This is a genomic window from Nocardioides luteus (assembly GCF_000960475.2).
Lineage (GTDB): Bacteria > Actinomycetota > Actinomycetes > Propionibacteriales > Nocardioidaceae > Nocardioides > Nocardioides luteus_A.
Window position 1 is genome coordinate 124,992 of sequence record NZ_JZDQ02000013.1, and the last position, 17,953, is coordinate 142,944.

Genomic DNA, 17,953 nt, shown 5'->3' on the forward strand with positions numbered 1-17,953 from the left:
CGTCACCTTCTCATTCGGGACCAACTGCGCCCTAAGAGGCGTCGCGGTTGACGCGGACCGCGACACCGGTCGAGCGGTCGGGCGGCGGCTGGGGTGCTGCGTACCTTCTCGAGCGCTCGCGGGTCTTCTCCTTGCTCAGCGCGACGCCGAGGCGGCGCACGACCTCTTCGCGGTCCTGTTCGCGTCCCTCACGCCCGAGGAACGCGACCCATCCCATCGCCAGCACGGTGATGACCGCGGAGGGTACGAGCCACAGCAGGATGTCCACGGGTCTGAGCCTATTTGGTGGGGGTGGCGGCACGCATCAGGGCGCGCCGACCCACTCGTCGGTGCCGTCGGTGAAGGCCTGGTGCTTCCAGATCGGCACCTCGGCCTTGAGCGTGTCGATGAGGTCGCGGGAGGCGGCGAAGGCCTCACCGCGGTGACCGGACGCGGTGGCCACGATGACGGCGATGTCGCCGATGTCGAGATGGCCGACCCGGTGGACGGCGGCGACACCCGCGACGCCGTGGTCGGCGGCGACCTTCTCGGCGACCTCCGTCAGGCGCGCGAGGGCGGTCGGGTGGGCCTGGTAGTCGAGGCCGGTCACACCCTTGCCGCCGTCGTGATCGCGTACGCGACCGACGAAGAGAGTCACCCCACCGGAAGCGTCGTCGTCGAGCGCGTTCATCACCTCGGTGACATCGAGAGCGGTCTCCCGGATGTCGAGAAGCTTCACGGCGCCTTTCTTCGGTTCACCCATGGGAACAGCCTAGTGCTTGCTGACGGCGGGCTTCCGTCACCGCGTAGGCTGGACACATGAGTCAGACCCCAGGTGGCCCCGACGAGCCGGAGGAGCCGGAGAACCCCTTCAAGGGCACGCCCTTCGAAGCGTTCTTCGGTGGTTTCCCCATCGGCGGCGTCGGTGGTGGCCCCGGCGGCATGCCTGACCTGAGCCAGATCTTCGGTCAGATCCAGTCGCTGCTACAGCCCTACGACGGCCCGCTGAACTGGGACGTCGCGATGGACCTCGCCCGCAAGGTCGCCGCGTCCACGCCCGACCCGACGCCTTCGCAGAAGCAGAAGGACGCGGTCGCCGACGCGATCCAGCTGGCCGACCACTGGTTGGAGGACACCACCTCCTTCCCCTCCGGCGTGAAGTCGGCCACCGCCTGGTCGAAGGCCGAGTGGCTGGTCAACACCCTCGACGCGTGGAAGCCGCTGATCGAGCCGGTCGCCGCCTCGACCGCGTCCGCGATGAGCGGTCAGCTCCCCGAGGAGATGAAGGCCCAGATGGGCCCGATGATCGGGTTCGTCGGCAAGGCGATGGGCGCGTTGTACGCGAACCAGGCCGGCACCGGCCTCGGCCATCTCGCCGGTGAGGTCATCTCCGTCTCCGACATCGGCATCCCGCTCGCCGCGCCCGGTCAGGCCGCGCTGCTGCCGGTCAACGTCGAGCCCTTCGCCGAGGGCTTGGGCGTCGGCACGGACGACGTGCTGCTCTACCTGGCCCTGCGCGAGGCCGCCCACCAGCGGCTCTTCGCCGGCGTCCCGTGGCTGCGTGACCACGTCGTCTCGGCCGTCACCGACTACGCGCGTGGCGTCGAGCTCAACATGGAGGCCATGCAGCAGCGCATCGAGGAGCAGATGCGCGGCCTGGACCTCTCCGCCATGCAGGACCCGTCCCAGCTGCAGAACATGTTCGAGGAAGGCATGTTCGAGGTGCCCGAGTCCCCCGCGCAGAAGGTGGCGCTGGAGCGGCTCGAGATCGCGCTGGCGCTCGTCGAGGGCTGGGTCGACGAGGTCGTCGCCCTGGCCACCGCCGACCGGATGCCGGTCGCGGCGCAGCTGCAGGAGGCCGTACGCCGCCGCCGGGCTGCCGGCGGTCCGGCCGAGCAGACGTTCGCGACCCTGGTCGGCCTCGAGCTGCGGCCGCGCCGGCTGCGCGACGCGGCGGCGCTGTGGGGCTCGCTGCGCACCCGGCAGGGCATCGAGGCCCGCGACGGCGTCTGGATGTCGCCGGCGCTGCTGCCCACCTCGGCCGACCTCGACGACCCGCTCGGCTTCCGCGAGGGCGCCGAGGCGCCCGACGTCGACTCGATCGACTTCGACGCGGAGCTGAAGAAGCTGCTCGACGGGGACAGTGACGAGTGAGTCTGCACGCTGACGCGCTCGCAACCCTGCGAGCGTGGGAGGCACCGTCTGCTCCCCAGGAGACCCTGCGGCAGCGTTACGTCTCTCACCTCGAGGCCGAGCCGGGCGGGGTCTTCAAGTCGTGCGTCCCCGACCACCTGACCGCCTCGTGCGTGGTGCTCTCCGACGACGGTTCCTCGGTGCTGCTGACCCATCACCGCAAGGCGCGGCGCTGGTTCCAGTTCGGTGGTCACCTCGAGCAGGGCGACGCGACCCTGTGGGCGGCCGCTGCTCGCGAGCTGCGTGAGGAGTCCGGGGTACCCGACCTGGTGCCGCTGCCCGGGGTGGTCCAGCTCTCCGAGCACGCGGTCCCGTTCTGCGCGCCCTCCGGGGACGTCCACCACCTCGACGTACGTTTCCTGGCGGTCGCCCCGTCCGGTGCGGTTCCGGCGGTGAGCGAGGAGTCCCTGGACGTACGTTGGTGGCCGGTCGATGCCATCCCCGACCCCGAGGACAACCTCCTCGAGCTCATCAAGCTCGCCCACGCTCGGCTCTAGTCGACCTGGTCGATCTCCTCGTCGACGTCATCGTCCTCGCCCGGAGGCGCGGGGAGCTTGGCGGCGGCCGACCAGCCGGCCAGGTAGCCCTTGGCGCGCTCGGCCTGCGGGTAGCGGTCGACCCAGGCCCAGAAGGCCTCGTTGTGCTTGGCCTCGAAGAGATGGGCGAGCTCGTGGACGAGGACGTAGTCGACGACCCAGGCCGGCATGCCGCGCAGCCGGTCGCTGAGCCGGATCGAGCGGTCACCCGGGGTGCACGAGCCCCAGCGGCTGTTCTGGTTGTCGACCCAGCGCACGGAGTGGGGCTTGGCCAGACCGCCGAAGTACTGGTCGCTCAGCGCCGCCGATCGTCGCATCAGGTCGTCGTCGCTGGGCTTGCGACGACGCTCGGCCTTCTCCAGGCGGGCGACCATCTGCTCGACCCACTCGGCCTCCTCACGCTGCGACATCGCGGCCGGGATCATCACGATGATGCGGTCGCCGTCACGGTAGGCAGAGACCGTACGCCGACGCCGTTTGCTGCGTCGTACCTCGATCTCCGGGCCGTCCATAGGTCAAGAAACTACCTGTTCGCCCAGGCCAGCAGGCGATCCCGCGGCCAGGTGTTGATGATCCGTTCCTCTTCGATACCCGCCATTTCGGCTCGTTCGCACCCCAGGACGAGGAAGTCGAGCTGTCCCGGAGCGTGTGCGTCCGAGTCGATCGAGAAGAGGCAGCCGATGTCGCGAGCGAGCTCGAGCAGCTTGGTCGGCGGGTCCCTGCGCTCGGGCCTGGAGTTGATCTCGACCGCGACCTCGTGCTCGGCGCACGCCTCGAAGACCTTGCGTGCGTCGAACTGGCTGCCGGGCCGGGTGCCGCGGTTGCCGGTGACCAGTCGGCCCGTGCAGTGACCGAGCACGTTCATCCTGGTGGTGGAGACGGCGTTGACCATCCTCCTGGTCATCTGGTCCTTGTCCATCTTGAGCTTGGAGTGGACGCTGGCGACCCGCAGCTCGAGCTTGGCGAGCATGTCGTCGGTCTGGTCGAGACTGCCGTCGTCGAGGATGTCGACCTCGATGCCCTTCAGCAGGGTGAAGCCGTGTCCGGCGAGGTGGTCGTTGACCGCGTCGACGACCCCGAGCTGACGCTCCAGGCGGGCGGCGCTGAGGCCGTTGGCGACGGTCAGGCGGGGGCTGTGGTCGGTGAGCACCAGGTATTCGTGGCCGAGCTCGATCGCGGTGAAGGCCATCTCCTCGATCGGTGAGCCACCGTCGGACCAGTCGGAGTGACTGTGCAGGTCGCCCCGGAGCCTGCTCCGCAGCCCGTCGCCCGCTCCATCGACGGTCAGCGGCACCCCATGGACGCGCTCGGTCTCCTGCAGCCGCTGCGGGATCTCGCCACGCGCGGCCTCGGTGATGACCTTGGCCGTGCTGGCACCGACCCCGCTCAGCTCGGTCAGGGTGCCCTCCTCCGCCCGGCGGCGTACGTCCTCCTCGGAGAGGGGAAGGATCGCGGCCGCCGCGGTGCGGAAGGCCTTCACCTTGTAGGTGTCCTCGCGGCCGCGCTCGAGCAGGAACGCGATCCGACGCAGGGCCGCGACGGGGGACAACGCCTCGCCAACCAAATCTTCCTCCAACTATTTTTCTCGTCCACAGCCGGTGCAGAACGATTTTCCCAGGTCAAGGTCTGGATTCAACCGATCATTCTCCATCGGGTCACCTTGGTTACCCACAGGAAAGCGCGTCTCCTCCACCGGATGTCCCCAAGCAAAGCGGGGTTGTCCACATCTTGTCCACAAGGGTCACGGAGTGGGACGTTGACGCGCCCCCCGATCCTCTTTAGGTTCGATGTCAGTGGGACCCCCGGCGCCGCCGGACGGCCTTCGCAAGGGGAAGGCGAAGGACGATCCAGGCACCGGGGGTCCCTCCAGTTTTCGGGTCGCCCCGCAGACCTTCGCGGGAGCGTTCGACAGACCTTCGATGCGTCGTCGAAACCCCCGAATCCCCCGGTATGACGCCAACACGCCGACACTCGCTTGGTAGCCCGTGTTGCCGCCGTGAGCGCCGCGTGTCGTAGGGTCGAGTTGGCTCGTCATGACGAGCTTCCGACGGGCTTCCCTGACAACCCCGTCGCGACGACCAGTTACACATAGGCAAGGAGGCCGTCATGGCGGAGACCTGGAGCGGCGAGTTCTACTGCGTGAAGTGCAAGGAGAAGCGCGAGGCGACCGGTGAGATCCGGGTGAACGACAAGGGCACCAAGATGGCCAAGGCCGTCTGCCCCGTCTGCAGCACCAACCTCAACCGCATCCTCGGTAAGGCCTGAGCCTGGTCCTGCGAGCGAAGCTCGCAGGACCAGCGCGAAGGGATCGAGCGAGACGACCGAGCGAGGTCGAACGGCGAGCTTGCTCGTCCGTTCGCGCCGAGCGAGAGAGTAAGGCGCCCGAAGGGCGCCAGCGCAGCGGCTGAGCCTGCGAAGCCGCGAAGCGGGTCGAGATCCACGCTTCCCGTAGCAGTCGACCAGCGCGACTCGAGACCTACCGCACGACTCGCGGCGGCGTCCCCGGCAAGTCCGGCGGCGCCGCTGCCACGTTTTGCCGAAGCGTCACCCCCGTCGGCCGAAGCGTCACCCGAGTGCCAACTGGGCCGACGCGGGTGACGCCTCGGCGAGTTATCCACAGGGCCTGTGGATTGTCGGTGCGGGAAACGCCGGGCGGTGTGAGACTCCCCGGCATGACGCGCTACCGGATTCGGCCGGGGTATGTGGCCGTACGACGTGATGAGACCCGACTCCAGATCGGCATCGACCCGCCACGGCGGGCGATCGTGCAGGACGGTGTGGAGGTACGCCGCCTGCTGACCGACCTCGCCGCAGGCCGAGCGGTCGAGCCCGACCACCTGCCCGGGCGGCATGCGATGCAGCAGCTCGGCAACGCCGGTCTACTGATGGAGGCGAACGGCGACGAGCCAGCACCCCGGGTGAGCTTCGACGGCCCGCCGGCGCTGGCCTCGGCCGCCCGGGCGCTGATCGGAACGGCCCCGGCGGCGCCGGACGACCAGGACCTCGTCGTCCTCCTCTCCGAGGGGCCGCTGGATCGCGAGCGCGCCGACGAGCTGGTGCGCGAGGGCCGGGCACACCTCACCGTCGAGAGCGGCCCGGACACCTGGACGGTCGGTCCGCTGGTCGTGCCCGGTGTCACCGCCTGCCTGCGCTGTCTCGACGCGACGCTCGCCGAGGAGGACGAGCGACGTGCCGTGGTCGTGAGCCAGCTCGTCGGCAACGAGGTGCCGGCCGACGCGCTGCTGCAGTCGCTGGCGCTCTCCTGGGCCGTACGCGACGCCCGCACCTACCTCGCCGGACGCACACCGGCGTCCTGGTCGGCGTCGGTGGTCCTGACGCGCGACGACGCGCCCACCGTCCGGCAGTGGCTGCGCCATCCCTACTGCGGCTGCGCCTGGGACCTGATCGCCGCGGCCAGGGCCGAGGGAGGCGAACCGGCTTGACCGACGCCGACACGGCCAGGCACCCTTGCGGACATGGTCACGAAGAGCGCGCTGCGACGACGAGGCATGGGTCTCTGACCCCGCCCTCGCGTCAGCCTGCCCTCTTCACCTCCTAGGACCCCTCGTGCACGAGCACATCCTTGCCCTGTCCGCACACCTGCAGGACGCGGTCGTCACCTGCTTCGGTGACGCCTACGCCGGCATCGACCCCGAGCTGAGGCCGGCCACCCGGCCCGAGTTCGGCCACCTCCAGTCCAACCTCCCGCTGCGGCTCGCCGGTCCGCTCGGTCTGCCGCCGCGGGAGATCGGCACCCGTCTCATCGACGCGGTCGATCTCGACGACGTCGGCACCCTCGAGCTCGCCGGCGCCGGCTTCCTCAACCTCACCTGGTCGCCCGGCGTCCTCGGCGCGGCCGTCGGGGATCTGCTGACCGACCCCCACCTGGGCGTCCCCACACCTGAGTCCCCGCAGCGGGTGGTCGTCGACTACTCCTCCCCCAACGTCGCCAAGCAGATGCACGTCGGCCACCTGCGCTCCACGGTCATCGGTGACTCGCTGGCCCGGGTGCTGACCTACGCCGGCCACGACGTGGTGCGGCAGAACCACCTCGGCGACTGGGGCACCCAGTTCGGCATGCTGGTCGAGGAGCTGCTCGGCGAGGGCTTCAGCGACCCGAGAGGAGTCGCCGCCCTGGACATGGCCGAGCTGCTCGCGCTCTACCAGCGGGCCAAGGCGCGCTTCGACGACGACCCGGGCTTCGCCGGCTCGGCCCGGAGGCGGGTGGTGGCGCTGCAGTCCGGCGACCCGACCACGCTCGCGCTCTGGCAGGCGCTCGTCGATGCCTCGATGGCGGAGTTCGATGCCACCTACAGCCGGCTCGGCGTACTCCTGACCGACGACGACTTCGACGGCGAGAGCCGCTACAACCCGCAGCTCCCCGGGATCGTCGAGGACCTGCGGGCGCTGGCCCTGCTGACCGAGTCGGCCGGAGCCCAGGTCGTCTACCCCGACGGCTTCACCGGCCGCGACGGTGCGCCGCTGCCGCTGATCGTGCGGAAGGCCGACGGCGGGTTCGGCTACGCGGCCACCGACCTCGCCACGATCCGGCACCGTGTCGACGACCTGGCCGTCGACCGGGTCGTCTACGTCGTCGACCACCGGCAGAGCCAGCACTTCGACATGGTCTTCGCCGTCGCCCGGGCCGCCGGCTGGCTGCCCGACTCGGTGGAGGTCCAGCACATCGGCTTCGGCACCGTGCTCGGCCCCGACGGCCGGCCCTTCAAGACCCGCTCGGGCGAGACGGTCACACTCACCTCGCTCCTCGACGACGCCGAGGAGGCCGTCGCCGCGCGCTACGACAACCCCGAGGTCGTACGCGCCGTGGCCAATGCCGCCGTGAAGTATGCCGACCTCTCCAACCACCTCGCCCGCGACTACGCCTTCGACCTCGCCCGGATGTCGGCCACGACCGGTGAGACCGGCCCGTATCTGCAGTACGCCCACGCCCGGGTGTGCAGCATCCTCGCGCAGGCCCCCGGGGCGACGTACGTCATCGGCACCCTGACCCACCCGGCCGAGCAGCGGCTCGCGCTGGAGCTGGCCGGCTTCGCGCCGGTGGTCGCCAAGGTCGCGGAGACCTTGGAACCGCATCACCTGACGGCGTACCTCTACGGTCTGGCGACCGCGCTGACGGCGTTCTACGAGAGCTGTCCCGTGCTCAAGGCGAAGGACGAGGTCAGGCAGACCCGGCTCGCGTTGTGCGAGACGACCCGGCGAGTGCTGTCAGAGGGACTCGGGCTCCTCGGCATCGAGGCGCCACAACGGATGTGACTAGGTGTCTAGGCCCACCAGTCGGAGTCGAGCTTGGCTTCCATGGAGCGCACGTGACGCCGCGAGCAGGCCTCGCAGAACGCCTTCGAGCGCCCACGCTCAACCGCGGTGGTCCATGCGAGGAGGCGGTTGGGATCGGCCTCGTAGCATCCGCAGAAATCGCAGGTCTTCATGTCTCAACGATAGGTCGAAATCCTGCGGCTCCGAGGGCGCAACACCGAAATTCTTCATCACCTGGATGTCAGATCCGTGTTACCTCTGGGCGGGCAGGACACAGGTGCTGTCGAGGCCCAGAACATGGTTGAGCCGACCGAACGCCAGCCACGATCCGAGGCACATGCTCAGCTCGACGATCTCGGCATCGGTGTAGTGGACCGACATCCGGTCCCAGAAGTCCTGGTCGATGCCGTGATGGTCGATCGCATAGCGTTCCGCGAACTCCGCGGCGAGCCGGGTGCGGTCGTCGAAAGCGTCCGTCGTACGCCATTCCTCGACCGCCTCGGCGAACGACTCCTCGACCTTCTGCCCGTCCCGTTCGGTGCGCCAGTCGAGGCAGAAGACGCACCCGTTGATCTGCGCGATCCGCAACCGCGCGGCCTCGAACTCCCGGAGCCCGAGCGTGGTGTGCTCGTAGACCGCGAGCGAGAGTCCGGCGGCGGCCGGTCCGATCCCGGGCACCATCTCACCCCAGACGTACGTGATCGGGTCCTGCCCCTCGGGGACGTCGATGATCATGCGGTCACACCTTCCTGGGCGGCCTTGGCCGCGCCGAGCCTGCCGGTCGCCGGACGCAGCGGGACGTCGAGCGCGTCGTAGAGGCCGGGGTCTGCGTCGATGAGCCACTCGATCGCGCCGACGAGCCGTCCGACCGCGGTGGCGTTGCCGCCCGCCGCCCGGTTGCCGGCCCTGTCGGTCGCCTCGACGGTGACCTCGATGCGCGGGTCGCCCTCGATGATCACCCGGTGGGCTCCGTCGCCGTCGGGCGGCGTCGGCCAGTGCGGGGCACAGGAGGGATGGATCCGGGTGACGTGCTCGACGACGATGAGCGGCTCGCCGCCGACGATCCCCTGGACCTCGAAGCGCACCGCGCCCTGGGTGCCCTTCTCGAAGGCACCCATCGACGCGGTGGTCACGGTCTCCTCCAGCGGCAGCCGCTCGACGGTCTCCCGGATCTCGTCGAGCTCGACCTCGAGGGCCCGGGCGAGCAGCCGGACCTGACCGCCCCACACCATGGTCGGCACGGTCTCGGCGAGCATCGGGGCGTCGTAGTCCATCGGCTGGCCCATCCCGACGAGGTAGCGGACGGAGTCGGGCTGGTCGTAGGTGGAGTAGTCGAAGATCTCCTGGCACCGGACGACGTCCACGGTGCTGCCCAGGCCGCTGACCAGCAGCGGCAGCACGTCGTTGGCCCAGCCGGGATCGACGCCGGAGACGAAGAGGGACCCACCGCCCTCGGCGATCGCGGCCAGCACCGGCTCGCGCATCTCCGGCGGAGCGTTGCGCTGGTCGTAGAGGGCGTAAAGGGCGGGCGTGACGACCACGGCCCCGGTCCCGAGCGCTCTCACGATGTCGGCGAGCGCCTCGTCCGGACGGATGTCGCCGGACGCGGCGTACACGATCGCCTGCGGACGCGTCGCGAGCACCGCGTCGATGTCGTCGGTGGCGGCGACACCGAGATCACGGCCGACCTCCCCGAGCTCACCCGCGTCGCGGCCGACCTTCCCGGGGTCGTGGACGAGCACGCTCGTCAGCTCGAGCCGTGGATGTGCCTCGACCGCCCGGATGGCGAGCCGCCCGACGTTCCCCGTGCCCCACACGCATACCGTGACCATGCGACCTCCCTGTCGCGAATGTTGCGAATCCCCTGACACCCCCACCGGCATACTAGAACATGTTCTAGCAATCAGTGATGAAAAGGGAGGTCATCTTGAGCAACACACCACGACAGGACCGCTCGCGAGGTCTGTCACGCCGCGGATTCGTGCTCGGCGCGGGTTCGCTGGCCGGGGTCGGGATGCTGGGAGGAGCATTCGGATCCAGCCCGACATGGGCGACGGCGGCGCCGTCGTCGATCGGCAACGGCGCGCAGGTGCCGGTACTGGTCATCGGCACCGGGTACGGCGGCTCGGTCGCCGCCCTGCGGCTGGCCCAGGCCGGCATCGACGTCCACATGGTCGAGATGGGCCAGGACTGGGCCACGGTCGCGCCCGGCCCGGACGGCAAGATCCACCCGAAGGTGAGCGCGCCGGACTACCGGTCCTTCTGGATGCGTACCCGGACCAAGCAGCCGCTCAGCAACTTCCTCGGGTTCCCCATCGACAAGGACGTCCCGAAGTACGCCGGCATCCTGGACGCCGAGGACTTCGCCGGCATCTCCGTCTACCAGGGCCGAGGAGTCGGCGGCGGCTCGCTCGTCAACGGAGGCATGGCCGTCACCCCGAAGCGGGAGAACTTCGGCGCCATCCTGCCCTCGGTCGACGCCGCAGAGATGTACGCCACCTACTACCCGCGCGCCAATGCCGCCCTCGGCGTCGGGTCGGTCGACCCCGACTGGTTCGAGCGGACCTCCTACTACCAGTACTCCCGTGTGGGCCGGAAGCACGCCCAGCGCTCTGGCTTCGCGTGGACGTTCGTCCCGGACGTCTACGACTGGGACTACATGGTCGCCGAGGACAACGGCAGCGTCCCGAAGTCGGCGCTGGCGCAGGAGGTCATCTACGGCAACAACTACGGCAAGAAGACACTGCAGAAGACCTATCTCGCCCAGGCCACCGCCACCGGGAAGGTCTCGATCTCCTCGCTGCACCGGGCAACCTCGGTCCGGCCCGCGGCGACCGGTGGGTACGACGTCGTCCTCGAGCAGATCAACACCGCCGGTGACGTCGTCACCACGAAGACGGTCAACGCGGGCAAGGTGTTCTTCGCGGCCGGCAGCGTCGGCACGAGCAAGCTGCTGGTGAAGCTGAAGGCGACCGGCGCGTTGCCCGCGCTGAACAGCCAGGTCGGCCAGGGCTGGGGCGACAACGGCAACGTGATGGTCGGACGTGCCAACCACATGTGGGACCCGACCGGTGACGTGCAGTCGACGATCCCGTGCTCGGGCATCGACAACTGGGACGCCGGCGGCGCCTTCGCCGAGGTCGCGCCGCTGCCGGCCGGGCTCGAGACCTTCGCGTCCTTCTATCTCGCGATCACCAAGACCCAGCGCCGGGCGGCGTTCAGCTACAACTCGACGACCGGCGCGGTCGACCTGTCGTGGCAGACCGCCTGGAAGCAGGACTCGATCACGATGGCGAAGACGATCTTCGACAAGATCAACAAGACGGAAGGGACGATCTACCGGACCGACCTGTTCGGCACGAACAAGATCTGGGGCGACCACCTGACCTACCACCCGTTGGGCGGCGCCGTCCTGAACCAGGCGACGGACAACTACGGCCGGCTGCGCGGCTACGACGGCCTCTACGTCATCGACGGCTCGCTCATCCCCGGCAACACCAGCGTCAACCCGTTCGTCACGATCACCGCCCTCGCGGAGCGGAACATCGAGAGGATCATCGCCACCGACCTCTGATCGGTCGAGGCGGCCATCAGGAAAAGGTAGGACCGGCCGGTCCGAGGGTTTCTCGGACCGGCCGGTCATCTTCCACACCCGCGATCAGAGGGGTGAGGTCTGGTGTCCCGTGAGGGACTTACAGCGCGCGGGCAAGAGCCAGCTTCGCCTGGACGGCGGCTCGCTCGGCCTTGCGGCCCAGGCGAGCAGCCTTGACGAGGGCGTGGCCTCGCCGCAGTTCACGCGCCTCTCCCAGGCGCGCGGCCATTTGCGCGCGCGCCAGGTCTTCGTAAAGCAAGTTCATCTGAGTGCTCCGTACTCGGTTGGTGTTCATGTCTGTTGGTTCTCCTGCGTGCTCAGCGGGCTCCGGCGCCCATGGTCATCACGATCGTGTTCATGGCTGTTGCCTTTCGTCGTTGAAACGGCTGCTGTTGCTGTGGTGGTGTTCGGTGCTCAGGCGGCGTCCTTGCGGGGCCGGCCACGGGGCCGCTTGCGGGGGATCACCTTCCCCTGCAGGAGCAGCTGGCCGCCCCAGACGCCCCAGGGCTCACGCCGGTCGAGGGCGCCGGCGAGGCAGAGCGGCTGCACGGGGCAGGTCGCGCAGAGCGCCTTGGCGAACTCGACGTCGGCAGGAGACTCGGCGAACCACAGCTCGGGGTTGTTGGCCCGGCAGGGCAGCAGGTCCTCGTCGTAACGGTTGGCACGGTCGTGGAGAACGCCGAGCTTGACCTCGGGCTCGAGAATGCTGGTCATATGTACACCTCCTTTGTGACTGATCGCGGGTTTTGAGAAACAGAAAGGCCGCGGATCCCGGGTTTCGGGTTCCGCGGCCTGGAGGCTGCTGTGACTACGTGGTTCTACGTAGTCGGACAGCTCCAGGCTCGAATCCCGTGGGACTTGACCTTGATGGCATCCGCCTGCGGGGACACGAGTCCCTCGACGCGCATGCCGTAGCCAGCGCCGATAAAGGCGCCGGCAGCCGGGGTGGACAGCTCGGGGTGGCCGCACGCGGACATGGCGATGCCATTGATCGGCGTCTTGATCTGGTTGATCTTCACTGGGGCCACCTCCTTCGGGGCTGTCGGGCGCGCTTCAGCAGCACGCGGCTTTACTTGATGGAAGAACACTAACCGGCCGGGGAGGTAGGCCGCAAACGATTAAACCCGTTGATTTCGAGGAATTTCCGTGAAGGACTTTTACGCCTCGCCGGAGATCACCTGAAGGACTTCCGAGCCGTACGTCTCCACCTTGCCGCGCCCGATGCCGGCGATGCGCTGCAGATCCTGGAGCGTGCCGGGCTTCTGCTCGGCGATCTGCTCGAGGGTCGCGTCGGTGAAGACCACGAACGCGGGCTTGCGGATCTCCTCGGCGGTCTCCTTGCGCCACTGCTTCAGGCGGCCGTAGAGCTCTTCGTCGTAGGGCGCGTCGCAGCCTTCGTGGCGACCCATCCGCTTCTCGGCGGCCGAGCCGAGCGGCCCGCCGCAGGCCTTGCACATCCGCGCCTTGCCGGAGCCCGGGCGTCGCGCCGGTGTCGTGGACCGCTCCGGGCGGAGCGGGTCGAGGAACCGCGACGGCCGGCGGCGCGCGGCCTGGCCCGGCTGGCGTGCCAGCGCCCAGGACAGGGTCAGGTCCACCCGTGCCCGGGTGAGGCCGACGTAGAGCAGGCGCCGCTCCTCCTCGATCTCGGCCGGGCTCGGCTCCTCGCCACGCAGGATGAACGGCATCGTGCCGTCCTGGAGGCCGACCAGGAACACCGAGTCCCACTCCAGCCCCTTCGCGGCGTGGAAGGTCGCCAGGGTGACCCCCGAGGGGACCGGCGCGTGCTGCTCGGCGGCGCGGCGGTCGAGCTCGGCGACGAGACCGGCGAGGTCGCCGCCGGCGTCGGCAAAGGTGCGCGCCTGGTCGATCAGCGCCTGCCAGGACTCCCAGCGGTCGCGGGTCTGTCCGCGACCCTCGGGCGGCTCGGAGGTCCAGCCCATCCCGGCCAGGATGCCGTGGACCGACTCCAGCAGCTCGTCACCGATCACCGCCCCCTGGCCGCCCCGCGCGGCACCCCGGATCCGGGTGACCGCCTCGCGGACCTCGGGCCGGTCGAAGAACCTGGCGGCGCCGCGCAGGACATACGGGATCCGGCGCGCGGTGAGCGCGTCCTCGTAGGCCTCCGACTGGGCGTTGATCCGGAACAGGATCGCCATCTCGTTGTAGGGCTTGCCGGACTGGTGCAGGCGCAGGATCTCGGCGGCGACGCCCTCAGCCTCCGCGACCTCGTCGGGCTGCTCGACGTGCTCGACGGCCGGCCCGGCGTCGCGCTGCGCCTGCAGCTGGACACCGGCGCTGGGCGTACCTTCCAGGATCTTGTTGGCGGCCTTCACCACCTGCGGCGAGGAGCGGTAGTTGCGGACCAGCTCGACCGAGGTGGTGCCGGGGTGCTTCGTGGGGAAGTCACGCAGGTAGGTCGCGTCGGCGCCGGCGAAGGTGTAGATCGTCTGGGCCGGATCACCCACGACGCAGATCTCGTTGCGCCCGCCCAGCCACAGGTCGAGGAGCGCCGACTGCAGCGGCGAGACGTCCTGGAACTCGTCGACGGTGAACCACTTGTATTGCCGCCTGACCTGGGCCGCGACCCGCTCGTCGTGCTCCAGGAGCCCGGCGGTCAGCAGCAGCACGTCCTCCATGTCCATCCGCGCCTGGGTGCGCTTGACGTCCTCGTACGCCGCGTAGATGTGTCCCACCATCGACGGGGTCAGCCCGCCGACCTCCCGGCCGCGGGCCTCGGCCGACTTCGGGTAGTCGTCGGGGTGGACGTTGGAGACCTTCGACCACTCGATCTCCGAGGCCAGGTCACGTGCCTGGGCCTGGTCGACGTTGATCCGCTGACGCTGGGCCGCCGCCCGGATGAGCGGGATCTTCGACTCGGTCAGGTTCGGCAGCTCGGTGCCGTAGACCTTCGGCCAGAAGAACCGCAGCTGACGCAGGGCCGCGGAGTGGAACGTCCTTGCCTGGACCGCGCCCGCTCCCATCGCCCGCAGCCGCTGCCGCATCTCCCCCGCGGCGCGGGTGGTGAAGGTGACGGCCAGGACCTCCTGCGGCGCGTAGACGCCGGTGGCGACGCCGTAGGCGATCCGGTGGGTGATCGCCCGGGTCTTGCCCGTCCCCGCACCCGCCAGCACCCGGACCGGACCGCGCAACGCCTCGGCGACCCGGCGTTGCTCGGGGTCGAGTGCGGCGAGGAGGGACTCGGGGGTCATGGGCGGGAAGAACTCCTCGGCGTGGGAACGTTAGGCCTTGCGGGCCAACACTATTGGCTCGCACCGACAGTTCTGATGAGGGAGAGCCGCGATGAGCAGCTTCACGATGTACACCACGCCTTGGTGCGGCTACTGCCAGCGGCTCAAGGGGCAGCTCGGCCGTGAGGACATCACCTTCGACGAGGTCGACATCGAGCAGGTCCCCGAGGCCGCCCAGATCGTCGAGCAGGTCAACGGCGGCAACCAGACCGTCCCGACTCTCGTCTACTCAGACGGCACCGCGATGACCAACCCGTCGATCGCTCAGGTCAAGGCGAAGCTCGCCGAGCTGGTCTGACCCCCGGGGCGCCGGTCACCACGACCCGGGCAGCTCGCTGCCGTACCAGGCCTCGACCAGCGACCGGCTGATCGAGATGCCGCTGGGCAGCTTGATCTCACCGCTCTCGGCGACCGCGGCGAGCTCCGTACGCGTGAACCAGCGCGCCTCCCGGATCTCGTCCGCGTCGACCGTGATCTCGGTCGACTCCGCGCGGGCGAAGAAGCCGAGCATCAGGCTGGCCGGCAGCGGCCAGGGCTGGTTGCCGAAGTAGTCGACCTGCCCGACGCGTACGCCGACCTCCTCGGCGACCTCGCGGCGCACCGCGTCCTCGAGCGACTCCCCCGGCTCGACGAAGCCGGCGAGGGTGGAGAAGTTGGGCGCGGGCCAGCGGGTGTGGTTGCCGAGCAGGCAGCGCTCGTCATCGGTCCCGGGCTCCCCCGTCGTCACCAGCATGATCACCGCCGGGTCGGTGCGCGGGAAGGTCAGGTGTCCCTCCGCGCAGGCCAGCTCGTGACCGGCCGCACGCGGCTCGAGCCGGCCGCCGCAGCGCGCGCAGAACCGGGTCGCCCGATGCCACTCGGCCAGCCCGATCGCATGCATCAGGAAGCTGGCCTCGGTCGTGTCGGCGAGCATCGCCGGGAAGAGCCCCCGCAGGTCGCGCCACGTCTCGCCGGCCTCCTCGCGGCCGGTGAGCACCGCGAACCTGGCTCCGTCAGGGGTGTCGCCGAGGAGCAGCCGGATCCCGTCGGGAGAAGCCGCAGGCGTACGCCACCTGACCCCGGTCTCGCCTGACGGCTCCACCCTGTTGCCGGCGACCACGAGGACCCTCGTGGACTCGTCCGACCAGGCCTTCTCGACCCAGCCGTCGTCGGTGCGCAGATGGCCCGAGCGATCGTGGGGGTCCTGGGTGATTCGCAGATGGATGGGCAGCTTCGGGGAGTCCACCCGGCAAAGCCTAGGAGGTGGGTATATGTTCCGCCGCGTGGATCGGTTCTGGCGCATCGCCGCTGTCGTCTCCGTCGTGGTCGCTCTCGCGATCAACGTCTACATCGCCTGGGGCTCCAACCTCTCGTTCATGTACGACGAGATCGGCACCGTCATCCACGGACGGACCGCCCTCGGCCTCGACTCCCCGCAGCTGAACACCCCCGGCTACTACCCCGGCTGGGGCGTGCTGCTGGCGCCGTTGTGGCTGGTCACCTCGAACGTCTTCACGTTCTACAAGATGGCGATCGTCGTCGGCCTGATGATCAGCATGCTCACGATCTGGCCCCTCTCCCGGGTCGCGGTGCGCCTCAGCGGCGTCACCCCGGGACAGGGTGTGGTCGCGGGCGCCATCGTGATGGCCCTGCCGCCACGCGCGATCCAGGCCGACTACATCCTCTCCGAGCGGCTGGTCACGCTGCTCGTCGTGGTGGCGACCCTGGTGGCGTTCCGGCTGTGGGAGAGGCCGACCTACCGCGGCGTACTCCTCCTCAGCCTGCTCACCGGACTCGCCCTCTTCTCCCACGCCCGGATGCAGGTCTTCGTCGCCGCGGTGATGCTGTGGCTGGTCCTCTTCCTCGTACGCAGGTGGCAGATCGCCCTCGTCGGGCTGGTCGCCACCGGCGTGCTCGCCTTCGCCGCCAACAAGGCCGCGCTCTGGTTCCACGCGCAGCTGGTGCCGTGGAAGTTCATCCAGGCGCAGGGCTTCTTCGAGAAGGTCACGCACGCCAACCCCCGATACTGGGTCGACACCTTCGCCGGCGAGGCCTGGACGCAGATGATCGGCAGCTTCGGCGTCGTGATCGTCGGTCTGGTCGTGGTGATCGCGGCCTTCTGGAAGGAGCTCCGCGCGCGGCAGGTGGGGCCGGCCGGGTTCGTGCTGATCGCCGCCGGCTCGATGTACGTCCTCAGCTGCCTGAACTGGGGCAACGAGTACTCGTTGTTCACCATGGAGTGGCGGCGCTTCGACTACTGGATCTACGGCCGCTACATCGACCCGGTCTTCGCGGTCCTCGTGCTGGCCGGGGTGTGCGCGGCGATCCAGGCCGTACGCTCCCGGGCGGTCCTGGTCTGGACCTGGATCATCGTCGCCGGGATCTCGCTGGTGACCATCCTCGTCGTCGCCCCCGACGCGCCCACCTGGGCCTACACCACCCCGGCGCACATCCCCGGCGCGATCCCCTGGTGGTGGGCGCTCCCCGACGGGCAGTTCCCGCAGCCCGGTCCGATCCCGTCGTTCACCAACGACAACCGCTTCTGGCTGATCGCAACCCTCTGCTCGCTGGTGCCGCTGGCGATCTGGACGCTCCTCGCCGCCCTCTCCCGAGTGAGCCCGCGACTCTCCGACCGGGTGCGCTCGGTGGTCGTCACCGCGCTCGTCCTGGTGGTCGGCACCGCCGGCTCTGCCGTCGCCGACGTGGCCTCGAACGAGTTCCACGACCACTTCAACCGCGACACCCCGGTCGTCGGCGAGCTCCGCTCGATCCTCGCCGAGCACCCTGAAGCCGTCGTCGCCTACGACAACAACTGCCCCCGCCGCCGCTCGTCGATGAACTCGGAGCGCAACTGGTTGATGTGGTGGATGCTCCCCACCATCGTCAAGCGCCAGTGGGAGTGGGGAGACGACATCGTCTTCTCCTGCCCGAACGGTGAGCCTTCCTTCGTCACCGGCGCGGTGATGCTGCGCGAGCGGCCGTTCCCGCTTGCGACCGTCTGGATCCTTCCTGGGGATCTGCTCGACTCGCTGCGGGAGTCGGGGGAACTGCCGGAGGTTGCTCGGACGGTGAAGTAGCTTCTCGCTGATCGCGTCGTCTTCTGGTTTGCGTCGTGGTCTGGCGTTGGTATGGGGCTGTTTTTGGGCTGGTCT

Annotated in this window: 19 protein-coding genes; 8 read left to right on the forward strand and 11 right to left on the reverse strand. The window is 69.3% G+C overall.

The window, feature by feature from the left end; genetic code table 11:
• Positions 1-31: 31 nt before the first annotated feature.
• Entirely contained in the window at positions 32-268 is a 237-nt protein-coding gene (locus tag UG56_RS11210; protein ID WP_045551649.1) for a hypothetical protein, read from the reverse strand.
• Positions 269-304: 36 nt separating this feature from the next.
• Complete coding sequence (locus UG56_RS11215) at positions 305-742, reverse strand: molybdenum cofactor biosynthesis protein MoaE (RefSeq protein WP_045551648.1); 438 nt, start codon at positions 740-742, stop codon at positions 305-307.
• Positions 743-798: 56 nt separating this feature from the next.
• Here UG56_RS11215 and UG56_RS11220 point away from each other — a divergent pair, with 56 nt between their 5' ends.
• Positions 799-2,133, forward strand: a complete 1,335-nt coding sequence (locus UG56_RS11220) for a zinc-dependent metalloprotease (RefSeq protein ID WP_071327029.1) — start codon at positions 799-801, stop codon at positions 2,131-2,133.
• On the forward strand, positions 2,130-2,669 hold the full coding sequence (locus tag UG56_RS11225) for an NUDIX hydrolase (protein ID WP_045551053.1): 540 nt from the start codon (positions 2,130-2,132) through the stop codon (positions 2,667-2,669). The genes UG56_RS11220 and UG56_RS11225 overlap by 4 nt, the downstream gene beginning before the upstream one ends.
• On the opposite strand, the gene UG56_RS11230 is transcribed toward UG56_RS11225, so the two are convergent.
• Together UG56_RS11230 and UG56_RS11235 are read right to left on the reverse strand one after the other, a co-directional pair.
• Entirely contained in the window at positions 2,666-3,220 is a 555-nt protein-coding gene (locus UG56_RS11230; protein ID WP_045551054.1) for a M48 metallopeptidase family protein, read from the reverse strand. The two genes, UG56_RS11225 and UG56_RS11230, sit on opposite strands and share 4 nt — an antisense overlap.
• An 11-nt stretch (positions 3,221-3,231) precedes the next feature.
• On the reverse strand, positions 3,232-4,257 hold the full coding sequence (locus UG56_RS11235) for a PHP domain-containing protein (RefSeq protein WP_045551055.1): 1,026 nt from the start codon (positions 4,255-4,257) through the stop codon (positions 3,232-3,234).
• A gap of 557 nt (positions 4,258-4,814) precedes the next feature.
• Here UG56_RS11235 and UG56_RS28350 point away from each other — a divergent pair.
• The 3 genes from UG56_RS28350 (at position 4,815) to argS (ending at position 7,982) form a co-directional block, all read left to right on the forward strand.
• Positions 4,815-4,973 carry a DUF5679 domain-containing protein gene (locus tag UG56_RS28350; RefSeq protein ID WP_091051197.1) on the forward strand — a complete coding sequence of 53 codons (159 nt, stop codon included), beginning with the start codon at positions 4,815-4,817 and terminating at the stop codon, positions 4,971-4,973.
• Between the two features lie 407 nt (positions 4,974-5,380).
• Positions 5,381-6,151 (forward strand): hypothetical protein, encoded by a 771-nt coding sequence (locus UG56_RS11240; protein ID WP_143054999.1) that lies wholly within the window; start codon positions 5,381-5,383, stop codon positions 6,149-6,151.
• Positions 6,152-6,176: 25 nt separating this feature from the next.
• Positions 6,177-7,982 carry an arginine--tRNA ligase gene (gene argS, locus UG56_RS11245; protein ID WP_371264384.1) on the forward strand — a complete coding sequence of 602 codons (1,806 nt, stop codon included), beginning with the start codon at positions 6,177-6,179 and terminating at the stop codon, positions 7,980-7,982.
• Between the two features lie 252 nt (positions 7,983-8,234).
• Here argS and UG56_RS11250 read toward each other — a convergent pair whose 3' ends face one another.
• On the reverse strand, positions 8,235-8,717 hold the full coding sequence (locus UG56_RS11250) for a carboxymuconolactone decarboxylase family protein (RefSeq protein ID WP_045551057.1): 483 nt from the start codon (positions 8,715-8,717) through the stop codon (positions 8,235-8,237).
• Positions 8,714-9,814 carry an NAD(P)H-dependent amine dehydrogenase family protein gene (locus UG56_RS11255; protein WP_045551058.1) on the reverse strand — a complete coding sequence of 367 codons (1,101 nt, stop codon included), beginning with the start codon at positions 9,812-9,814 and terminating at the stop codon, positions 8,714-8,716. The genes UG56_RS11250 and UG56_RS11255 overlap by 4 nt, the downstream gene beginning before the upstream one ends.
• Before the next feature lie 95 nt (positions 9,815-9,909).
• Between UG56_RS11255 and UG56_RS11260 the strand changes: the two genes are divergently transcribed.
• A complete protein-coding gene (locus UG56_RS11260; protein WP_256206560.1) occupies positions 9,910-11,556 on the forward strand; it encodes a GMC oxidoreductase in 1,647 nt (548 codons plus the stop codon).
• A 118-nt stretch (positions 11,557-11,674) separates the two neighbouring features.
• Here the strand turns inward: UG56_RS11260 and UG56_RS11265 are convergent, their stop codons facing one another.
• The 4 genes from UG56_RS11265 to UG56_RS11280 form a co-directional block, all read right to left on the reverse strand.
• Positions 11,675-11,869, reverse strand: a complete 195-nt coding sequence (locus UG56_RS11265; RefSeq protein WP_008364201.1) for a hypothetical protein — start codon at positions 11,867-11,869, stop codon at positions 11,675-11,677.
• Positions 11,870-11,988: 119 nt separating this feature from the next.
• Entirely contained in the window at positions 11,989-12,288 is a 300-nt protein-coding gene (locus tag UG56_RS11270) for a WhiB family transcriptional regulator (RefSeq protein ID WP_008364199.1), read from the reverse strand.
• Between the two features lie 104 nt (positions 12,289-12,392).
• Entirely contained in the window at positions 12,393-12,593 is a 201-nt protein-coding gene (locus tag UG56_RS11275) for a hypothetical protein (protein WP_045551060.1), read from the reverse strand.
• A 138-nt stretch (positions 12,594-12,731) separates the two neighbouring features.
• A complete protein-coding gene (locus UG56_RS11280; RefSeq protein ID WP_071327030.1) occupies positions 12,732-14,783 on the reverse strand; it encodes an ATP-dependent DNA helicase UvrD2 in 2,052 nt (683 codons plus the stop codon).
• Positions 14,784-14,874: 91 nt separating this feature from the next.
• Between UG56_RS11280 and UG56_RS11285 the strand changes: the two genes are divergently transcribed.
• On the forward strand, positions 14,875-15,120 hold the full coding sequence (locus tag UG56_RS11285) for a mycoredoxin (protein ID WP_045551315.1): 246 nt from the start codon (positions 14,875-14,877) through the stop codon (positions 15,118-15,120).
• A 15-nt stretch (positions 15,121-15,135) separates the two neighbouring features.
• Here UG56_RS11285 and nudC read toward each other — a convergent pair whose 3' ends face one another.
• On the reverse strand, positions 15,136-16,047 hold the full coding sequence (gene nudC / locus UG56_RS11290; RefSeq protein WP_045551314.1) for an NAD(+) diphosphatase: 912 nt from the start codon (positions 16,045-16,047) through the stop codon (positions 15,136-15,138).
• Between the two features lie 37 nt (positions 16,048-16,084).
• On the opposite strand from nudC, the gene UG56_RS11295 reads away from it, so the two are divergent.
• Positions 16,085-17,878, forward strand: a complete 1,794-nt coding sequence (locus UG56_RS11295) for a hypothetical protein (RefSeq protein WP_143055000.1) — start codon at positions 16,085-16,087, stop codon at positions 17,876-17,878.
• Positions 17,879-17,953: the final 75 nt, after the last annotated feature.